Source organism: Pedobacter sp. 05T44, assembly GCF_056395985.1.
In genome coordinates this window covers 93,113-110,723 of the sequence record NZ_JBFTKO010000011.1, presented here as the reverse complement: position 1 = coordinate 110,723, position 17,611 = coordinate 93,113, and the positions used below count along the sequence as shown (strand labels likewise).

Sequence of the window (17,611 nt, the reverse complement as noted above, 5' to 3'; positions counted from 1 at the left end):
CTAATTTTGTTAGACTGTGTTAATAAGCTGGTTTGGAAGGAAGACCATGGTTAAGCTAATAGATATGTTTCTCTGTGGATTCATCGTTTTTTAGCCGCTTTAATTAGCTCAAGAACTTCTATCTTTGATGGTTCCATTTTTCTCAGCATACCTAGGTCATTCTTAATTAGGGTGATCGAGGAAAGTGTTTCTTGGTTCTTACCTGTTTCAAATACTTGTTCTTGCCATTGGAGCGTGGAACCATTGGTCATATCATAGGTAATAGATCTTTTGGTTGTCTGCCGGCTCTCAATATTGAGGTAGGTAATGATCGAGCTAACATTGGACCGGCTGTAATGGATCTTTTTGCTAAACCGGATCTCTTCCGGCGAGAATGCCCTGACTGAATCCAGCCAATTATGCTTATTGTAATAATATTTGCAGGTCCAGGTATCTTTTATATCTGCCTGGCTGCGCTGCGTAACGATCCTGGCCTGGGAAATTTTTTTAGTTAATTTAGGCGTATAATTCAACAAAGGGAGCGCATCAGCAATCGGATAATCGCCTATGGCATCCGAAAGCAAATTTAACATAGCCATGATCGAGTGTCTGGCTTTGACTTCTTGTTTAAAGGTAAGGTAGTAAGCGGGAAAAAGCGTATACCGGTCGGTCTTGTTTATCACTACCGTAGATAATTTGTCTTCAAATTCTATGCGCAGACTTTCTTTCATTTGCCCGCTAGAGATCAGCGATCTACGCTCGCAGAACAACCCACTGCTGGTTTCGGTAAAACGGTAAGATGCAGCTTCGGAGATTACACCGTCTCTAACTGCGTAAACGGAAAGACGGTTACCAACTGTATTTCTGCAATACAACAGACGGCTGGTATCGGAACCTTCATCGGTATTGTCAATTTTGGTAATTACTTCTCCGTAATAAGCGTCCTTTGCCTGTGCAAAGTAAATACTAGCAGAACAAATCAAGGAAAGCAGACAGCAGGTTCTTATCATGAGGTATCTCAATATTCAACTGGAAGATAAAGAAAGTTATTTAAATTACTTAACAATGATTTTTTTGACAGGCTGCCTCCATTTGACACAAATAGCTTAATTAAAGATATTATTTCAATTGGCACGCTGTCAAAGGCTTGCTGAGGGCATTATTCATTAAGATCATTTCGTTTAACTTCCTCTTGGTTTCTATCAGTCTCAATCCCGTCTTAAAAGTCTTTAGATTTTTTTATAATTTTTGAAATCTTCTTATCTATCATCAGGGTCAGTGCAATGCCTGACTTCAAAGATCTCATCATTATTTCTTCTTATATTGGTGATCTAGTAATTTTAATTAGCGAACACCATGAAGTATTTATGTTTTATCTTTTTTTCATTTTTAACGATTGCCTGCAATAGACAGGAAAAAATAGATCTATCAAGACTAAACCTGGATGAACCCATTGAAAATGTGATTGACTTTAAGGATAGAAATGCACTTGAAGTAAACACCGTGGAGTACCCATTTTGCTTTCTGATTGAAGGGAAAAATTTAGGAAAATTCATATTTGATGGAATTGATTTAAAAGGGCACAAAGTATTTTTTCAGGTTAATGCTGAACGATTGAAAACAGATAGTATTACCAAGTTTGGAGGTGGTCATTTTGCAATGCAGGGATTTAAAGACAAAACAGAGCTTTCTAAAATTTTAACAGAATATAAAGCTGACGATGTTATATATGGATTCAGATTGGAAATGAAGACTCCAGATCTAAAAAAAGAGATCCTGAAAAAACTTGAGATCCGATATGGAAAGGGAACTAAGAATCCTAATACAGATCATGGATTATATTGGAATGTAAAGAAGGAAAATAAATATGTTTTTTATGCTCCAGACTATGACAGGCTTATTGTTTTAAACAGTTCTGATTTATCAAAAAAGTGTTACTGGGACAGTATGAATGGCCTTATAGATTTTGGAGGGTGTGATAATGAAGCGTACACGAAAGACTTAACGAAGAACAGAACAGATCCAAAGGACATTAAAAACAAGCCGGTCTTAAAAATTGACAAAAACTGGAATATCAATGACCTTAACTTAGGGACTTCAACTGAAGCTGATTTCCTTAAGTCTGCCACCAGCAAAAATTTTGAAAGAGTGATCACATCGGATCCCAATGGAGTTTTACAGGAAGTTATGCATGAAAATAAATACAATAATTTCTATTTCTACTTTATAGCAGGGAAAAACGGGGARAATGATCTGAAGAGCAATTTATTAAAAGGCTATTCTATTAATGACTTTGATGGCGTAGAAGTCTCATTTGAAAATCAATTAAAAAAAGGGATGAAAGGAGAAGATGTCTTAAAGGTCATCGATAAGAAGGATCTAATTGGAGATATAGAGTTAAAATATTCCAATACTATCGAGATTAAAAACCCAGCTTATAAGATCAATTTAATATTTGATGATAATAAATTATTTTCGAGTATGTATGTTCTAAAGAAAGAATAATCTGTTGTATTTATGGTGAATAGCTATTTATACCTTGCTTCGGGTCCTCCTTTAAAACTGCCGTATAGCCCTGAGACTGTTTTTGTGGTCTAATAACTATTCCCCAATTGCCCCAAGTTCTTTAATGACCGGTGTACCTTCCGAGTTCAGCAAAATGAGTTTAATCTTAGAAAACCTGGAAGGCTTAGTCAACATTTCAATTCTTTTATGCCCAACCGAACTACCGCCGCCAATTGTTTTCCAGTTTTGCCCGTTAAACCCTTCTAAGCGGTATTTCCGGATTCTTTCCCCTTTTGCGATGTCTTCTTTAATCACCACCCCTTTCAACAACTGTTTCTTGCCAAGATCCAGTAAAATCTCCTTCCCGCGTCCTGAGGATGTTGCAATTGGGCGATATTTCACTTTTACTGCATCACCAAAATCTTTTAGCAATGCTATATCTTTCAGAGGAACCAGTCCGCTGCTATCCACTACAATCCCAATTAGCATGTTGGAATTACGACCTACACTCGTTATATAATTATCCAGGAACTTTTCTTTACTAATCATGTCCTGAGTGTCGTCCACCCAGAACCACCCACCCTGGAAACCACCAGTTCTCAATGGAAAATCAGTTTCACCCGGACACCAGATTTTACCTCCCGGAACACCGGAGAAATCATTCTCCTTAAATCCTTTAGTGGCATCAATACCGTTGGTGGTACTCCAATTGGGATATGGCGCTAATCCATCTTCGTTTCCAATCCACCTTATCAGGTTTTTAGCGGAGGCTGGACCCTGAAAGACAACCGCATCAGGCTGGAGTTTTTTAAGCAAAGCGTCTACATCAGGACCACCTTCACTAACTGGTATCACTCCTCCATCGAACCAAATTTCGAAGAGCTTCCCATAATTAGTCCATAATTCCGTTAGCTGCTGTATTACAATCTCATTATATGTTTTTTGGTCAACTGGTCCGCCCTTCTGAACAACACCGGGATTATCGGCCCATAGATAACCATTGGTCGATGCACTAGCATAAATACCCGGACGCACGCCATATTTCTTACAGGACTCGACGAAATCCTTCACCAAATCCCCCTTACCACTTTTCCAGGAACTATTTTTTACACTGTAGGCGTGAGCAGCTGTGGGCCATAAGCTAAAACCTGACCCATGCTTTGCTACAAGCACCGCGTATTTTGCGCCCCCAGCCTTAGCCGCGGCAATCCACTGATCTGTATTTACTTTCGAAGGGTTAAAAACCGATGCTGGAGGATGCGAACCGTAAACCCGCCAATTGTAGTTGGGCTTAAAAGTGGGCATATCGAAGTGGAAGATTGCACCAATCTCTGCATCCGACCACTCCTGATGCGCGAGAGTTGGTAAAGCTAACTTGTCCTGAGCCGCAACAATAATACTACTGAAGGTAGCAAAGCCAAGCATTGTTGCTTTCAGCAAATGCTTTATCATGGTTTCATTTTTCATTTAGTTGGGCTTGTGACGTCATTAGTTTAACCAATAAATTTATTACAGTTCCAGACTGGAAAGATGATTTAACCAGCCTACGTGTATTTTTTATAAAATCCTTAAAATGCTCATTAACGCACCTAAAACTACCACCACCAATATAATGAGATAAAAAATAGATGGATTAAATAGACGGTTATGGAGCATTTTCTAAAATACTATTTTTTTTTGTTAAATGACACGTTAGCATCTTGAATAGGAGTAGCCMCCTTTGACATGGATTTTTAAAACTAATCAGATGTGCTTACCTATAGAAATAGGATAATAGATTTGGTTTGAATTATGTAACTTTGTATTATGGCACATACGGAGACACTTGAGGATTTCTACAAGAAAAAGTTTAATTGGTTACCAGATAATCTCAGTCAGGATATCGGACACTTTAATGTATTCAGATCAGAGGACTGTTACCTCCCCGGCGCCAAGCCTGTTCAATATAGTCGCCGGGACTTCTACAAGATCAGCCTTTTCAAGGGTAAGGGGGTTATTCACTATGCCGATAAAAGCATAGAAATGGATGGAAGTGCATTGGTCTTCTTTAACCCAGTTGTTCCTTATACTTTTGAAAATCTAAATGACAAGCATTCGGGCAGATTTTGTATTTATAAGGAGTCTTTTTTTACTGAGATGTTGCGCAGCAATGTTCATCAATTGCCGATGTTTTCTCCTGGAGCGAATCCTGTTTATGTACTTAACGCTGAACAGGAAACAGTTGTATTAGCTTTATTTGATAAGATGTTGGCAGAATTTAATTCCGACTATATTTTTAAATATGACTTACTACGTAATTACGTCACTGAGTTGATTCACTACGCTTTGAAGATACAGCCTTCTAACCGCCTCTATCAACACCCGGATGCCAATTCACGTATCACCGCTATATTTACAGAGCTTCTTGAACGACAGTTTCCCATCGAATCGCCATCACAAAGATTTGGTCTGCGCTCTGCTAAAGATTTTGCTGATCAACTATCCGTACATGTTAATCATCTTAATCGGGCTGTCCGTCAGACGACTGGAAAAACAACTACGGATCATATTATGGAGCGACTGACCAGCGAGGCCAGGGCACTTTTGCGCCACACGAACTGGAATGTTTCCGAGATAAGCTACTGTCTTGGATTCGAAGCACCCACACATTTCAATAACTTTTTCAAAAAGCAGACCAGTACTACCCCTTCGGCATTCCGACATGTTTGAATTTCGTAATGATCGGTTTGATCGACGTATACGCTCAGGTGATGTTTCGCTATATATTTGTATCGTAAAAACAAACGAAATATGGAGAAAATCAGAACTTGGTTTATTACAGGAGCTTCCAAAGGATTTGGGTTAAGCCTGGTAAAACAATTACTTCAAGCGGGTCAGAATGTTGCAGCTACCTCCCGCGATTTAAAGGCATTGGTAGATGCCGTCGGTGTTACCGCACCAAACTTTCTACCGCTGCAAGTAGAACTGAGTAATGAAGACAATGTTGGTTGCGCCATCCATCAGACAAATGTAGCCTTTAGTAGTATTGATGTTGTAATAAATAATGCAGGCTATGGTATTGGAGGAAGTATCGAAGAATTAAGTGATCGTGAAACCCGAAATAGCTTTGAAATAAATGTCTTTGGAACGTTGAACGTTATCCGAATGGTAATGCCTTACATGCGCATTCAAAAGTCGGGACATATTATTAATATATCTTCGATAGCAGGTATAACGGGCACAAGCGGCTGGTCAGTTTACGCAGCTACAAAATTTTCGGTGGTTGGATTGTCCGAGGTTCTTGCACAGGACGTTGCTGAATTCGGAGTTAAAGTAACAGTGGTGGCGCCTGGTGCATTTCGTACTAATTTCCTAAATGAAGATTCAATCAATATCGCGCAACATACTATTCCGGAATACACTGAAGTACATAACGCGCAGAAGATGATGCTGCAAAAAGCTGGAAAGCAAATTGGGGACCCTGAAAAGGCAGCAGAAGCCATCATTGAGATAGCTCATTTAGAAAACCCTCCGCTTTACCTGTTGCTTGGCGAAGATGCCTACAATCGTGCCATGACTAAATTGGAAAAGCTGAAAAAGGATTATTTACTCAACGAAGAGCTATCGAAAGCTATGGCTTACCATGGATGATCAGCTAATTATAAAGGGGGGGTGGATGCAGAGTTTCCATTTATAATTTTATTTTAATAACTTCCAAAAGTGATCAAAATGACACGGAATCAAATGTATCCCACTTTGCATTAGTTTTTATGAAAATACAGCTCCTAAATAAAATGACAGTTTTTTTTGCTTTAGGTCTGCTATCATTGCTGGGAATAATTGTTTCTTCAATAATCTTGACAACTCGAAACGGAATGAACGAAAGATTACAGGGCTGGGTAAACTTGCTTTGGCTGCCAGTCCCTATTTTGATCATAATTATTGACAGAATTTGCTTGAAAAAATATGGCGTAAAAAAATCAAACAAAATTCAGCTCTATATTTTAGGCGCCTTAATCTTACTCTTTATACTGAATTTATTTAGATTACAAATACAAATATAGACCATCATAAAAAGTAAGCACAATAAAAGCACATTTTCCACGCTATATTTGCATTATGAATTTACAAATGCGCATCACTTTTGATGAAAAGGACTATACCTATATTGTTTTAACGAAAGGAATAACAAGAGAAACTAATACAATCAGGATTAACTTAAAAGATATGGAGTATCAACTTGCTTGCAATTCAAAGGGAGATTGGGATGTTGTTGATGCGACCGTAAACGATCATCCTGAACTCCTCAAAGCTATAGGAAGAAATATCAAACTTCGGTATAGGCTATAAACCGTATCAAATAAAAACTTACTGATCTACAGCGGTAAAGGTGTCGGATTTTTTGAAACTTTCTTTTCTTAACAATCCCTTATACTCCTCCAGTAAATTAATATACTTACCCATCCAGTAAAATGCCAGATCTGCAGGCATTTGCTCTGCGTTTCGAACCTGAGCATTTAATTCTTGTTCAGGTTCAAAACCGAAGAATCCACTTTCGAAATGGGGATGAAAGTCATAATTTATAATCCTGCCTATTTGTAGGATCAAATCTGGGTGAAGGTCATTCTTGGTGAACCAGTTGTACAAGGTGCGTMTGTTCACATGTAAGCGTCTGGATAGCTCAGTGATGTTAATCTCTTGTCGTCGAATTGCCAATTCAACGATCTCTCCGGCATTGTATTCCATATTTTTCTACCATTATATCAGATAATCTTTGTTTGAATAGATTTTTTCCCTATTCTACGAAGTTAAATGTTCAACAAATAGCAGCCAATACGGAAAATACGGAGATTTCAAGACTAAACACGCGTATTTCCCGCAAGTAAATAGCCAAACCACGCACTATAACTGAGTTTATCAAAAAATATGTGAAACCGCCAAAAAAAACTATCTTGAGTTTGTTTTAAAACAATTAACCAGATATGAAACTCCTAAGATTCTATTATTTTACATTCCTTTACCACTACCGGAATAAGCCTGAAAGCTGGGTTGGTGACTTCAGAAGTGTGCTATTGGTAGAACTCAGTATATGCTGGCTGATATTGAGCCTCTGGCTATTAGCCGATCCTGGATTCTGGTCAATGGGATCCTGGACCAAGCCACTTGTACTGGGCGTAAATATCATCATCCTGATTATCCTTCAGCGGTATTTAATGAATAAGGGCAGGAGCGAGCTGATATTTCAGGAATTTAAAAGTCATCAGCTAAATAACCAAACAAACAGGGCAATCTGCTGGGCAATCTGGGCAGGATCTTTTATCCTTTTTATAGTATCAGCCGCACTGCAATAAATGTATAACTATTACCTGGATAATCCAATTCATAAGGCTTAACAGTTATACGGGACAACCTTTAATGTCATCAGGTGTTCCCGACGACCGTTTAAGCKAAAATATGGTCTGCAAAACAACTGAAGCCATCACGAACAGTAAGCCAATATAAAAGGAAACGCTTAGCTCTTTGCTTTCGTTAAAGAACAGAAAGGCAAGTATGATTGCGTATACGGGCTCAAGGTTAAAACTTAAATTTACTGTAAATGCCGAGATGCGTTTTAAAGATTCTGCAAAAAGCACATAAAGTCCTACCGTACAAAAAGAAGCAAGTAACAACAAGTACCCGGTATCTTTTAAGCTCGGAAGGAGGGATGGTGCTGGAAAATAGTGTAGGTAAAAGGGAAGTGCTATACCTAAAGCAATGGTACCCCCAATCATCTGGTAATAATTGATGATCCTGCTGTCGTATTTTCTAACTAGCCGCTCGTTATAAATGGTGTAAATGGCAGCGAAAGCAGAAGAGAGAACACCCAGTCCTATTCCTAGCTGATAAGARGAATCGAAATGGAAGATCAGGGCAATGCCAGCCAATGTGAGCAGACTTAATAAAAGCTCAGTTAGATTGAACTTCTGCCGGTTAATTATCGGACTGAAAACAGCGGTGAAAAAGCTGGTTAGACAGTAACAGACTACACCTATGGACACATTGGCGTACTTGACACTGGCGTAAAAGAATACCCAGTGTATGGTAATAAAAAGCCCGATTTTTGCAATATCAAACTTCTGTTTAGAAGTCACGCTGGTCTTTGTTTTAAACAATTTTAAAACCAGTAACAGGATAATAGAGGAGAAAAATACCCTGTACCAAACCAGGAGTCCTTCGTTAAGGGAAATGAGTTTACCGAATATGCCGGTGAAACCCGCGAGTAGTACAGCAAAGTGTAATACCAAATATGATTTTTTCATAAAAGAATTGTCTGTCTGTTCTTAAAAACAGGAACTAAAGATTAATAAATAAACGAAATGCGTAACCCAGGATTCAACGTGCTGATCAACTGATCCGCAGAACCGTAAGTTCACAGTGCATGTTAATTATTAAGGTGTAGGAGGAGGAAGACAACTCTTTCTGTTCATATCGATAATTTTAAACGAAACTAATCAAAATATTTTGAAGTCATAACAGATTTGGAAAGATAGGTTGTGCGCGAGGAAGGCGAATCTGCTACTGTAAAGGAAATGACTTTTCTTATCATAGGTTAATATACCTTAGTTTTCGGAGACGTAAATTTGAGTGAATTAAAACTAGGCGGATAAAATGGAAATAGGAATAGACAGCTTTGCGTCGGCAATGTACGGTAGCAAAACACTAAGTAGTGTAGCGGCAATGGAACAGTTGTTGGACAGGATATCTATGGCTGATGATGCCGGATTAGATGTTTTTGGTATTGGCGAACATCACAAAAAGGAGTTTTTGGATTCTGCCCCGGCAGTGATTCTATCTGCAGCTGCAGCAAGGACCAAACGGATTCGGCTTACCAGTGCGGTTACGGTGTTAAGCACCTCCGACCCTGTGCGTGTCTATCAAAATTTCGCTACACTGGATCTGATCTCCAAAGGCAGGGCGGAGCTTGTTGTTGGTCGTGGCTCGGCAATAGAAGCCTATCCGCTGTTTGGATTTGATCTCAACGATTATGACGCACTTTTTGCAGAGAAACTGGATCTCCTTTTGCGTATTAGGGATCAGGAATTTGTGAGCTGGTCGGGCAGATTCAGGCCTGCATTGCAGAACCAGCCTGTATATCCACGTGCTTTTCAGGATAAATTGCCAGTTTGGTTAGGCGTAGGTGGTACGCCCGAATCCTTTGCGCGAGCTGGATCATTAGGTTTACCACTTATGGTAGCGATAATTGGCGGTGAAACCGAGCGCTTTCGCCCTTTGATCGATTTGTACCGTKAGGCAGGTCACCGCGCAGGTTTTGCCCCTGAGAATTTAAAAGTCGGTTTGCACTCACCAGGCTATGTTGCCGCAAGTAATGAGCAGGCCATTGCAGAATATTATCCGGGATATGCAGAACTGTGGACCAAACTTGGCAGGGAGCGTGGATGGCCTCCAGTTACCAAAACACAGTTTGATCATTTGGCTGGCCCAAAAGGAGTGTTGGTACTAGGTGGTCCCGAGCAGGTTGCAGAGAAACTGCTGAAACATAGTGAATCCTTAGGGGGCGTTGACAGGTTTACTTTTCAGATGGATAATGCAGGGTTGAGCCATGAGCAGTTATTGAGATCCATAGCGTTAATTGGCGAAAAAGTTATTCCACTATTGACTAAATAATTCAAATCGGTTCTTCTAGGAACCGAAATTGAATTTTCCCTCAAATACTTTTCCAATCAAGGGTACAGGTTTTTCAACCTCGTTAGAGGCCGCGATAGCACCAAATAACAGAAGGATTAATGGAACCAGCATAATTAAATAAAAAATGATTCCCAATGTCGGAATCACTGCCAGAATGATGCTGCAAATGATACTCAATAGAATGGAAGTGATTATTACTCCCAGGGCCTGTCCTAAATGATAATTAACCAGACTGCTCTTTTCGGAGGTTTTTTTAAATTCCAGGTAAGAAACGATCCATCCAATGATGGTGAAATAGGCTACAATCGCCATTGTTTTAGTTTTCATCGAAATATAATTTAGTTTCATTAATAGATACTTATTGGCTCCAAAATTACCCTCCAGCCCACCCTAAACCAAGAAATGGTGGACTACACACCGACTACTACTTTCGATAGCGCGTCTACAATGCAACTACATAAAACAGTTAAAAGATTTTAATTCAGCTATTTAGAGTTATTTCCGGTTTTCAGAAGGATTTCTTTTTTATATTTTTGAATATGCAGCTACCACTGAAACCATTACTGATTACCACAGTTTTCTGTCTTGTTTTTTTGAAAGATACAACGGCACAAAAAATATATACCGATTCGCTGAATCACTTACTGGCACAAACTAGTCTTTCTGAAGCGGAGCGGGTAAATATTCACTGTAAACTGGCAAAGGCTAATTTTGAGAAAGACCTGCCATTGTCATTTAAACTTGCTAATGAAGCCCTCCAAATAGGTGCCCGAATGAAAGATGGCAGGGGCAAAGCCATGGCTTTTGCTACGTTGATCCATCTTTACGTCTGGAAAAAGGATCTGAAACATGCTTATGAAAGCCGCGATAGTGCCCTGTATTATGCAGGAAAGACCAAAGATCAGGAAACCCAAGGTTTTGTATGGCTTAGAAATGGCTGGCTAGACCTTGTAAATGATGAGAATGATAAAGCAATAACAAAATTTCTGAAAGCACTTGATTTTTTTAAAGGCCAGGCGGCCTATGAATATGAAAGTACTGTGTATCATTACCTGGCGAGCTTTTATGGTTATGGAAATGACCCGGGCAAACAACGAAAGTATGCGGATCTGAGTTATGAAAYCGCATTGAAAAGTAAACAAATAGATGCATTAAACACAGCATATTTTACCATTGGACAAACTTACTTTGATCGTTTTAAGCTGGACACCAGCAAACGAAATTTATTAGATTCGGCGTTAAACATTTATAAGAAATCACTCTTACTTGCTGAAAAACAAAGTGGCAGATTACTTATCCGTAGCAATACTGCAGCGATTGCACTAAATACTGCCAATATTTATTTCCAGTATTTTCCTAATACCCATAGAGACAGTGCTGAGAAATATACTGATATCGCAATGCGAATTGCAACAAACACCAACTTGCAGGAAGTTTTGGTAAACTGCTATGGCTTAAAGAGCGAATATGCCTTACGGGATGGAAATTACAATGAAGCCGAAAAGATGTTGCTAACAGGATTGAGCGCAGTAGCAGGTGGTGTTATAAAAATGCCATTAACCAAGGCCAGAATGTTCCTTGGTCTTTCTCATATTGCTGAAAAGAGAGGAGATCAGCAAGGGGCATTAAATTATTTAAAAGAGTATATTAAGTTTAACAAGGAGGCTTTTGATGAAGAGAAGATCAATAGCATCCAAAGGGTTGAAGCACAATATCAATCCGAAAAAAAGGAACAGAAAATTGCGTATTTACAGCAAGAAGCTGCCTTTAACAAAAAGCGGAATATTTTTTATATCCTGTTGGCATTAACAGGAATTACAGCATTACTCTTTTTGCTTAGGTCATATAATTATAAACTCAAAGCATCAATCAGAAAACAAGAACTAGTCGACAAAGAAAAAGGAGCTGCAGAATTACGGGCGCAATTGAACGAAGCAGAAGCAATGCAACTCCAGACAGAACAGGTTTTACTTAAGGAACGCCAGGAACGTTTGCAGAAAGAGGTATTGGCAGGCAACCTTCAGATGGAACAAAAAAATGAATTGCTGGAATTACTATCGGGAAAGGTAAGCACTGATAGCCACCTTACACTGGATGAACAAATCAAGCGAATTATACATCAGCAGAAAAGGATAGACAAAGATTTTGAGGAGCTAAAAACTGATTTTTTTGAAAGTAATCCGGTTTTCTTTGAAAGACTTCAAAAGAAAGCGAATCAAGTTCTTACCCGTCTGGATTTGAAGTATTGTGCTTATATCCTGATGGGGTTATCAAATAAAGAAATAGCAATAAGATTGGGTATCGAGCCCAAAAGTATCCGTATGGCGCGTTACAGAATCAAACAAAAGTTTGGCCTTGATAAAGAAGCTAATCTCGATAATTTTATCAGGTCCCAGGAATAATATAGATGGAACTCGTGTATTACTGGAGGGTCATTAGCTCCTGTAGATGTATTGTAGACGCAGTATTAGATGTAGTAGTCTGTATGTAGTCTCCAAATTCTAGGTTCAGGGTGGATAGAAAAATACTTTTGTATTAAGTAAATATCTACCTATGAAAAAAATAAATGTATTTGGATTATTAATATTGACTTGCCTGGCATTTAATCTTCATGTCTTTGGTCAGYAGCAAGCAGAAAGAGTAATAAAATTAAAGCTGACTGATCCTGAAACCAAAACATCTCAGACCTATCTGCTAAATAATGTAGTGTATTCCTACACAAAATCCCAGGAGATAGGTGGTTTAGCCCAAGATCCAGGCACTTGTGCTGTTAGTATCGATTTTAAGCAGGATATGGATCCATTTCTTTTAAAATGGATTGCCGGGGAAATTAAAGAGGCCGATGGATCGATAAGTATGGAAGCAACAGAGATTGGAAAGCCCGCCAGAACAATAGCTTTTAAGGGGGGTACAAGCGGTAATGTTGCTGAGAGCTTTATGGCCAGCGACAGGACTTCGTACATCCAGATGTCTCTGTATGTTAGATCGCTCATTATTGATGGAGTTGCAATTTATACCGAACAGAAAAAATAAATAAGATATTGTGTAGCGCTCGGTACCTGGGGTAAGCGGCGGGATACCACTCTGTGTGTCCCGCACGTCCAGGTAATTCAATACAAGCTATAAAATTTAGCGGGATACTTGCTCTCCTAGCATCAGGGTATACAAATGGTTCGGTCACGGTATAATATCAACAGGTACCTTACAGGTGTGTAACAGGTCTGTGCTCCAGTTAAACCTGAGTTTAGCTGCCGTGATATCTGAGTGTTGGGCCTGCTCATAAAAAGCCATAACCGAAGAATCCTTTGATTGTAAATGGAGGATTTTGATGATACAATATAGTCATAATCAGACAACATGTTACAGGGATTTTACATCAATAAAAATTAACTTGTAATACCGAAACGAACTATAACCGATCATCAAGAACAAAGATATGAATTCCGGAAAGTCAGCATCGAGCTAAAAAGCATTAAACAATAAGCCTGACCGCACGCTGGTAATGCGTGCTGATGAACTTTCCACAATGGCGTTAATTTTTATATCAAACCTTTTATAACAATCATTAATCCTTAAATTTTAAACCATTATGAAAAAAGCAATTCAATTATCCCTGATTTTTTGCACAATTATTTTATGTGGCTCATGGACCAACAAGACAGCCAAAGTGCCATTCTCTGACGTTACCGTGTCCTTTGGAAATGGCACTTATTACAATGCAACGGTGACAGTAAGTAATTCTTCGGGCTATTATAGCTCTGTAACCGCCAACCCGCATAGTTATGCGAGTTTATATGTACCTCAGGGAACTTATAATGTTAGGGTAGAGGTTGCCGCTCCGTATGATACACCTTATCATACCTACAATTATAACTTCTATTGCGGCTCGGCCTCTAAATATGGCAGCACTTTGGCTTATTTTGAAAATGTTGTAGTTGATTATAGCCTGAGCGTTATTGTTAACTAGCAATATAGCCAATCTCGAATTATCATTGAGGGACAGTCTTGTATTTCAACACTGTCCCTTTAAAGATGCATCTTCAATATTTATAGGCTTTAACGATCATCTAGGGTCCCCTGAAAGATATTCGCCTGTTATATTTTTGTAAGCATCACTCGTGAAAKGGCCAGCTTTGCCATCAATTTTTATAATGGCACCTAATTTTACCAGCCAGCGCTGTAGCTGTTCTGCTTTAGTAGCATATTTTGATGGTGAAAAGATCACTTCCTGTCCTAATTGCCTGGTTAGACTAATCCTATCAATAATACCAGTGATCAGCTGCCTTTCAATAAAGCGTCTTAAGATAACTGCTGCACCGCATTGGGCGGATACCGCATTAGGATCATAGTGTCCATCTGACACATATTTTCCTTTATCATAGTGATTGCTGAAGCTCCAGAGGTATGGACTAGGAATAGGGTGCTCTAAATTTCTGTAGCCAAACCCGTTGTATTGTTCCAGCTTATAAAGGATGCCAGCAATATCCCAATCAGGCCATTGTTCCAGCTTTTTAAGCTTAAGCGCATCCTGCGCACTAAATTCCCATGTGTAAGGCGCTGAGCCACCAACGGGCCGGCCTGCGGGAACATGGATAGTTTTAGCTGTTAACGGATCACCGTTATGAAGGTGGGTTTTGAAATTACAGCTGCCTTCCATATAATGTATAATGCCAATGAAATACCACGGTATATTTAATGGAAATCCCACTGTCTCATAACGGTTTTTACCAGTCAGAATCTTACTTATCACTGCATCTACAGTGACATATTTCTCTGACTTAATAATGCAGGTATCAAAAAGATATTGATACTGCGCCCTGAGCGCCGGATTGTAATTTATTTTCGACATGATAGATCCTTGTCATCATTACCTAATTTAAGGATAATTTAGCGTAATTAAAACAATTATTACGCTGACTTAATGAGACTATCTATCTATTGATAGCTCAGACTTTAAGTTTATCAATTATAATATTTTATAAAGTACTAATTACCTCAGTAGGTGCCTTTCCGAATTTCTTTTTAAAGGAATGAGAGAAATGAGAAAGGCTTTCAAATCCAAGTTCAAGGTAGATAGAAGATGGCTTCCTTTGCTTATTCTCTATAAGATGCCGGGCCTCTGTCAACCGTTTTTCCTGTAGCCAGTGTCGGGGTGACATATTGAATACTTTTTGAAAATCACGCTTGAAGCCAGCAAGACTTCTTCCGGTTAGTTGTGCGAATTTTTCAACGGGAACATTGAAATGAAAGTTGCCTAGCATGAATTTTTCCAGATCCATCTTGTACGGCTCTGAGAAATCGAATAGAAAATCCTTGAGTTCGGGAAGCGTATACAGTAGCAGCTGAACTGCTTCTCTCACCTTAAGCATCCCCATATCCCTGGTGATTTTTTCATCTGAATGGCGCACATAGGGTATTATGGATTGGAAAAAGCCATGTAGAAAATCATTTTCCGGAATAAGAACATTGGACGAACCAGTATATTTGCGCCTGGTATCTATTTGCTGCTCCAGGGCAACCTGCCGGAGCAAGTCATCCTTTAGGCAAATGATAATTGTTTGATAATCCTGACCTTCCAGCGGTGTTTTGGTAATTTCTCCCAACTGATTTTTCCGTATCAGCAGCATCTGGCCACCTTTCATCGAAACCTTTTGGCTGGTGGTCTCCAGAGTAAACTGTCCCGAAACCTGTAACACTAATGTACTGTGCTCAAAAAAACCCACTTTCTCTTTTCTCTGAGCAGAGAAATATGAATAAAAGATCACTCCAGGAATTATTTCAGTTGGATTGGTCATGATGTAAAGATATTAAAATAGCCGGGGCTTTTTAGCCCCGGCCATTATCGTTGCAGGTAGGTGCCACCAAGGATCGCTCCTGGCGAAAATTGTGCGTTAAGGGCGTTAGCCTCTTCCGGACTGAAAATTATCTCCATTGCTTGCATATTCTCCGGTAGTCTTGATCTGCGGCTCATGCTTACCAATGGCATAATATGTTCGCCCTGAGTGTTGACCCAAGCAATAGCCAGTTGTGTCGGGGTATATCCTTTTTCTTTTGCGATTTGCCTTAATACTTCAACTTTTTCCAGATTTTTAATGAGATTCTCTCCTTGAAAACGTGTGAAATGATTATGATGATCATTAGCTGGGAGTGGTGCGGTCATCTCCCCTGTAAGCAAGCCTTCGGCGGTGTTGGCAAACGCAACTACACCGATACCCAATTCTTTGGCTGTTGGAAGCAGGTCGCTTTCTATCTGGCGATCGGCCAGTGAATACCCGATTTCCAATGCAGTTACAGGGTATATGCTATTCGCCTCACGCAGTTGCGTTGGGGTAATTTCAGAAACGCCAAGGTGGCGCACCTTTCCTTCCTTGATTAAGTCAGCGACAGTCCCTATGATGTCTTCAATTGGTACACTATCGTCAATTCTGCATGGTTGATAAAGATCAATGGTATCGATACCCAAGCGTACCAAAGAATAATTGATAAAATTCTTGATGGCCATTGGACGCAGGTCCAAGCCAAGCCACTGGCCATTGTAAAAGATCGCACCAAACTTTACACTGATGAAAGCATCATCCCTTCTGTTTTTGATGGCTTTGCCGATCAGCAGCTCGTTGTGTCCGCTGCCATAAAAGTCTCCTGTATTTAAAAAATTGATGCCTTTATCTAATGCTTCCTGAATGGTAGCGATACTTTCGTTTTCGTCATTTACCGGGCCGCCCCAAACCGACGACATCCGCATGCAGCCTAATCCAAGTTTAGATACCAGCGGACCATTTTTGCCGAGGTTTATTTTTGTTATTTGTTCCATAACTGATAATTTACGTATTAACGAATMAAAGATCATCACTTTTGTTCACCTGCTATTTCCCATATGGCTCATTTTACTTGTCTGTGAGGCTCAACTTATCATTAGTGTAATTACATTTAAAATAAAAATTCCCATAAAAATCTTAAATTGATAAATAAAACAATCGCTGCTATGTTAAAGCAATTCTGCAAATACAACAATTGGGCAAATTCACTTTTGCTGGATGCCTTACAGACAAATTCTCAATTGCTTCCCGAATCATGTATTACACTGTTCAGTCACATCGTAAATGCGCAAAAGATATGGGTTTCCAGAATTAACGGCGTTGCACCCAATATTGGTGTTTGGCAAGTAAACGATCTTGAAATATGCAGCGTGCTGCTCGAAGAAAGTGCAAATGCTTTGTCAAAGATAGAATACCTGGAAACGGCAGACTCACCGATTATAAAGTATACAACCTCAACTGCTGGCTATTTTGAAACATCCGTTAATGATATTTTGCTGCACGTTTTTAATCATGGCACCTATCACCGTGCGCAAATAGCTAAAGAAATGACGATGCATAACATTAAACCGGTTAATACGGATTACATACAATTTATGAGGTTACAAAAATGTAATGAGATTTAATCAAGATGTAAAGTGGTGTCT

General features: G+C 39.3%; 18 protein-coding genes. 10 read left to right on the top strand and 8 right to left on the bottom strand.

The features are described from left to right. Positions 1-80 precede the first annotated feature (80 nt). On the bottom strand, positions 81-989 hold the full coding sequence (locus AC1DDK_RS17285) for a hypothetical protein (protein WP_172662814.1): 909 nt from the start codon (positions 987-989) through the stop codon (positions 81-83). Positions 990-1,335: 346 nt separating this feature from the next. Here AC1DDK_RS17285 and AC1DDK_RS17280 point away from each other — a divergent pair, with 346 nt between their 5' ends. Beyond that, on the top strand, positions 1,336-2,484 hold the full coding sequence (locus AC1DDK_RS17280; RefSeq protein WP_172662815.1) for a hypothetical protein: 1,149 nt from the start codon (positions 1,336-1,338) through the stop codon (positions 2,482-2,484). Between the two features lie 96 nt (positions 2,485-2,580). Here AC1DDK_RS17280 and AC1DDK_RS17275 read toward each other — a convergent pair whose 3' ends face one another. After that, positions 2,581-3,951, bottom strand: coding sequence for an alpha-L-fucosidase (locus tag AC1DDK_RS17275; RefSeq protein ID WP_288884310.1), 1,371 nt, complete (start codon positions 3,949-3,951; stop codon positions 2,581-2,583). 339 nt (positions 3,952-4,290) lie between these two features. Here AC1DDK_RS17275 and AC1DDK_RS17270 point away from each other — a divergent pair, with 339 nt between their 5' ends. From AC1DDK_RS17270 to AC1DDK_RS17260, 3 genes are all read left to right on the top strand, one after another. Then, positions 4,291-5,193 carry a helix-turn-helix domain-containing protein gene (locus tag AC1DDK_RS17270; RefSeq protein WP_172662816.1) on the top strand — a complete coding sequence of 301 codons (903 nt, stop codon included), beginning with the start codon at positions 4,291-4,293 and terminating at the stop codon, positions 5,191-5,193. Positions 5,194-5,274: 81 nt separating this feature from the next. Then, positions 5,275-6,114: an SDR family NAD(P)-dependent oxidoreductase gene (locus AC1DDK_RS17265; protein ID WP_337716144.1), complete on the top strand. Its 840-nt coding sequence runs from the start codon at positions 5,275-5,277 to the stop codon at positions 6,112-6,114. A gap of 468 nt (positions 6,115-6,582) precedes the next feature. Next, positions 6,583-6,813, top strand: a complete 231-nt coding sequence (locus AC1DDK_RS17260; protein ID WP_448104042.1) for a hypothetical protein — start codon at positions 6,583-6,585, stop codon at positions 6,811-6,813. 18 nt (positions 6,814-6,831) lie between these two features. Here the strand turns inward: AC1DDK_RS17260 and AC1DDK_RS17255 are convergent, their stop codons facing one another. Then, on the bottom strand, positions 6,832-7,209 hold the full coding sequence (locus tag AC1DDK_RS17255) for a hypothetical protein (RefSeq protein ID WP_477633996.1): 378 nt from the start codon (positions 7,207-7,209) through the stop codon (positions 6,832-6,834). 236 nt (positions 7,210-7,445) lie between these two features. Here AC1DDK_RS17255 and AC1DDK_RS17250 point away from each other — a divergent pair, with 236 nt between their 5' ends. Next, the gene (locus AC1DDK_RS17250) at positions 7,446-7,814 is read left to right on the top strand and encodes a hypothetical protein (protein WP_172662820.1); all 369 of its coding nucleotides are present in this window, start codon (positions 7,446-7,448) and stop codon (positions 7,812-7,814) included. Between the two features lie 45 nt (positions 7,815-7,859). Here AC1DDK_RS17250 and AC1DDK_RS17245 read toward each other — a convergent pair whose 3' ends face one another. Further along, positions 7,860-8,762, bottom strand: a complete 903-nt coding sequence (locus tag AC1DDK_RS17245) for a DMT family transporter (RefSeq protein ID WP_477633995.1) — start codon at positions 8,760-8,762, stop codon at positions 7,860-7,862. 349 nt (positions 8,763-9,111) lie between these two features. Between AC1DDK_RS17245 and AC1DDK_RS17240 the strand changes: the two genes are divergently transcribed. Continuing rightward, entirely contained in the window at positions 9,112-10,128 is a 1,017-nt protein-coding gene (locus tag AC1DDK_RS17240) for an LLM class flavin-dependent oxidoreductase (RefSeq protein WP_477633994.1), read from the top strand. Positions 10,129-10,143: 15 nt separating this feature from the next. Here the strand turns inward: AC1DDK_RS17240 and AC1DDK_RS17235 are convergent, their stop codons facing one another. Continuing rightward, a complete protein-coding gene (locus tag AC1DDK_RS17235) occupies positions 10,144-10,476 on the bottom strand; it encodes a magnetosome magnetite crystal formation protein family (protein ID WP_172662823.1) in 333 nt (110 codons plus the stop codon). A 212-nt stretch (positions 10,477-10,688) separates the two neighbouring features. Between AC1DDK_RS17235 and AC1DDK_RS17230 the strand changes: the two genes are divergently transcribed. The 3 genes from AC1DDK_RS17230 to AC1DDK_RS17220 all read left to right on the top strand — a co-directional run bounded on the left by AC1DDK_RS17230 (position 10,689) and on the right by AC1DDK_RS17220 (position 14,116). Beyond that, positions 10,689-12,551, top strand: a complete 1,863-nt coding sequence (locus tag AC1DDK_RS17230; protein WP_477633993.1) for a LuxR family transcriptional regulator — start codon at positions 10,689-10,691, stop codon at positions 12,549-12,551. 151 nt (positions 12,552-12,702) lie between these two features. Next, the gene (locus tag AC1DDK_RS17225) at positions 12,703-13,182 is read left to right on the top strand and encodes a hypothetical protein (protein ID WP_477633992.1); all 480 of its coding nucleotides are present in this window, start codon (positions 12,703-12,705) and stop codon (positions 13,180-13,182) included. A 556-nt stretch (positions 13,183-13,738) separates the two neighbouring features. After that, positions 13,739-14,116, top strand: coding sequence for a hypothetical protein (locus AC1DDK_RS17220; protein WP_172662826.1), 378 nt, complete (start codon positions 13,739-13,741; stop codon positions 14,114-14,116). A gap of 96 nt (positions 14,117-14,212) precedes the next feature. Here AC1DDK_RS17220 and AC1DDK_RS17215 read toward each other — a convergent pair whose 3' ends face one another. The 3 genes from AC1DDK_RS17215 to AC1DDK_RS17205 all read right to left on the bottom strand — a co-directional run bounded on the left by AC1DDK_RS17215 (position 14,213) and on the right by AC1DDK_RS17205 (position 16,960). After that, on the bottom strand, positions 14,213-14,998 hold the full coding sequence (locus tag AC1DDK_RS17215) for a hypothetical protein (RefSeq protein WP_477633991.1): 786 nt from the start codon (positions 14,996-14,998) through the stop codon (positions 14,213-14,215). A 127-nt stretch (positions 14,999-15,125) separates the two neighbouring features. After that, positions 15,126-15,944, bottom strand: a complete 819-nt coding sequence (locus AC1DDK_RS17210; protein WP_337716150.1) for a helix-turn-helix domain-containing protein — start codon at positions 15,942-15,944, stop codon at positions 15,126-15,128. A gap of 44 nt (positions 15,945-15,988) precedes the next feature. Continuing rightward, positions 15,989-16,960 carry an aldo/keto reductase gene (locus AC1DDK_RS17205; protein ID WP_288879269.1) on the bottom strand — a complete coding sequence of 324 codons (972 nt, stop codon included), beginning with the start codon at positions 16,958-16,960 and terminating at the stop codon, positions 15,989-15,991. Between the two features lie 171 nt (positions 16,961-17,131). On the opposite strand from AC1DDK_RS17205, the gene AC1DDK_RS17200 reads away from it, so the two are divergent. Continuing rightward, positions 17,132-17,590, top strand: a complete 459-nt coding sequence (locus AC1DDK_RS17200; protein WP_288879270.1) for a DinB family protein — start codon at positions 17,132-17,134, stop codon at positions 17,588-17,590. Positions 17,591-17,611: the final 21 nt, after the last annotated feature.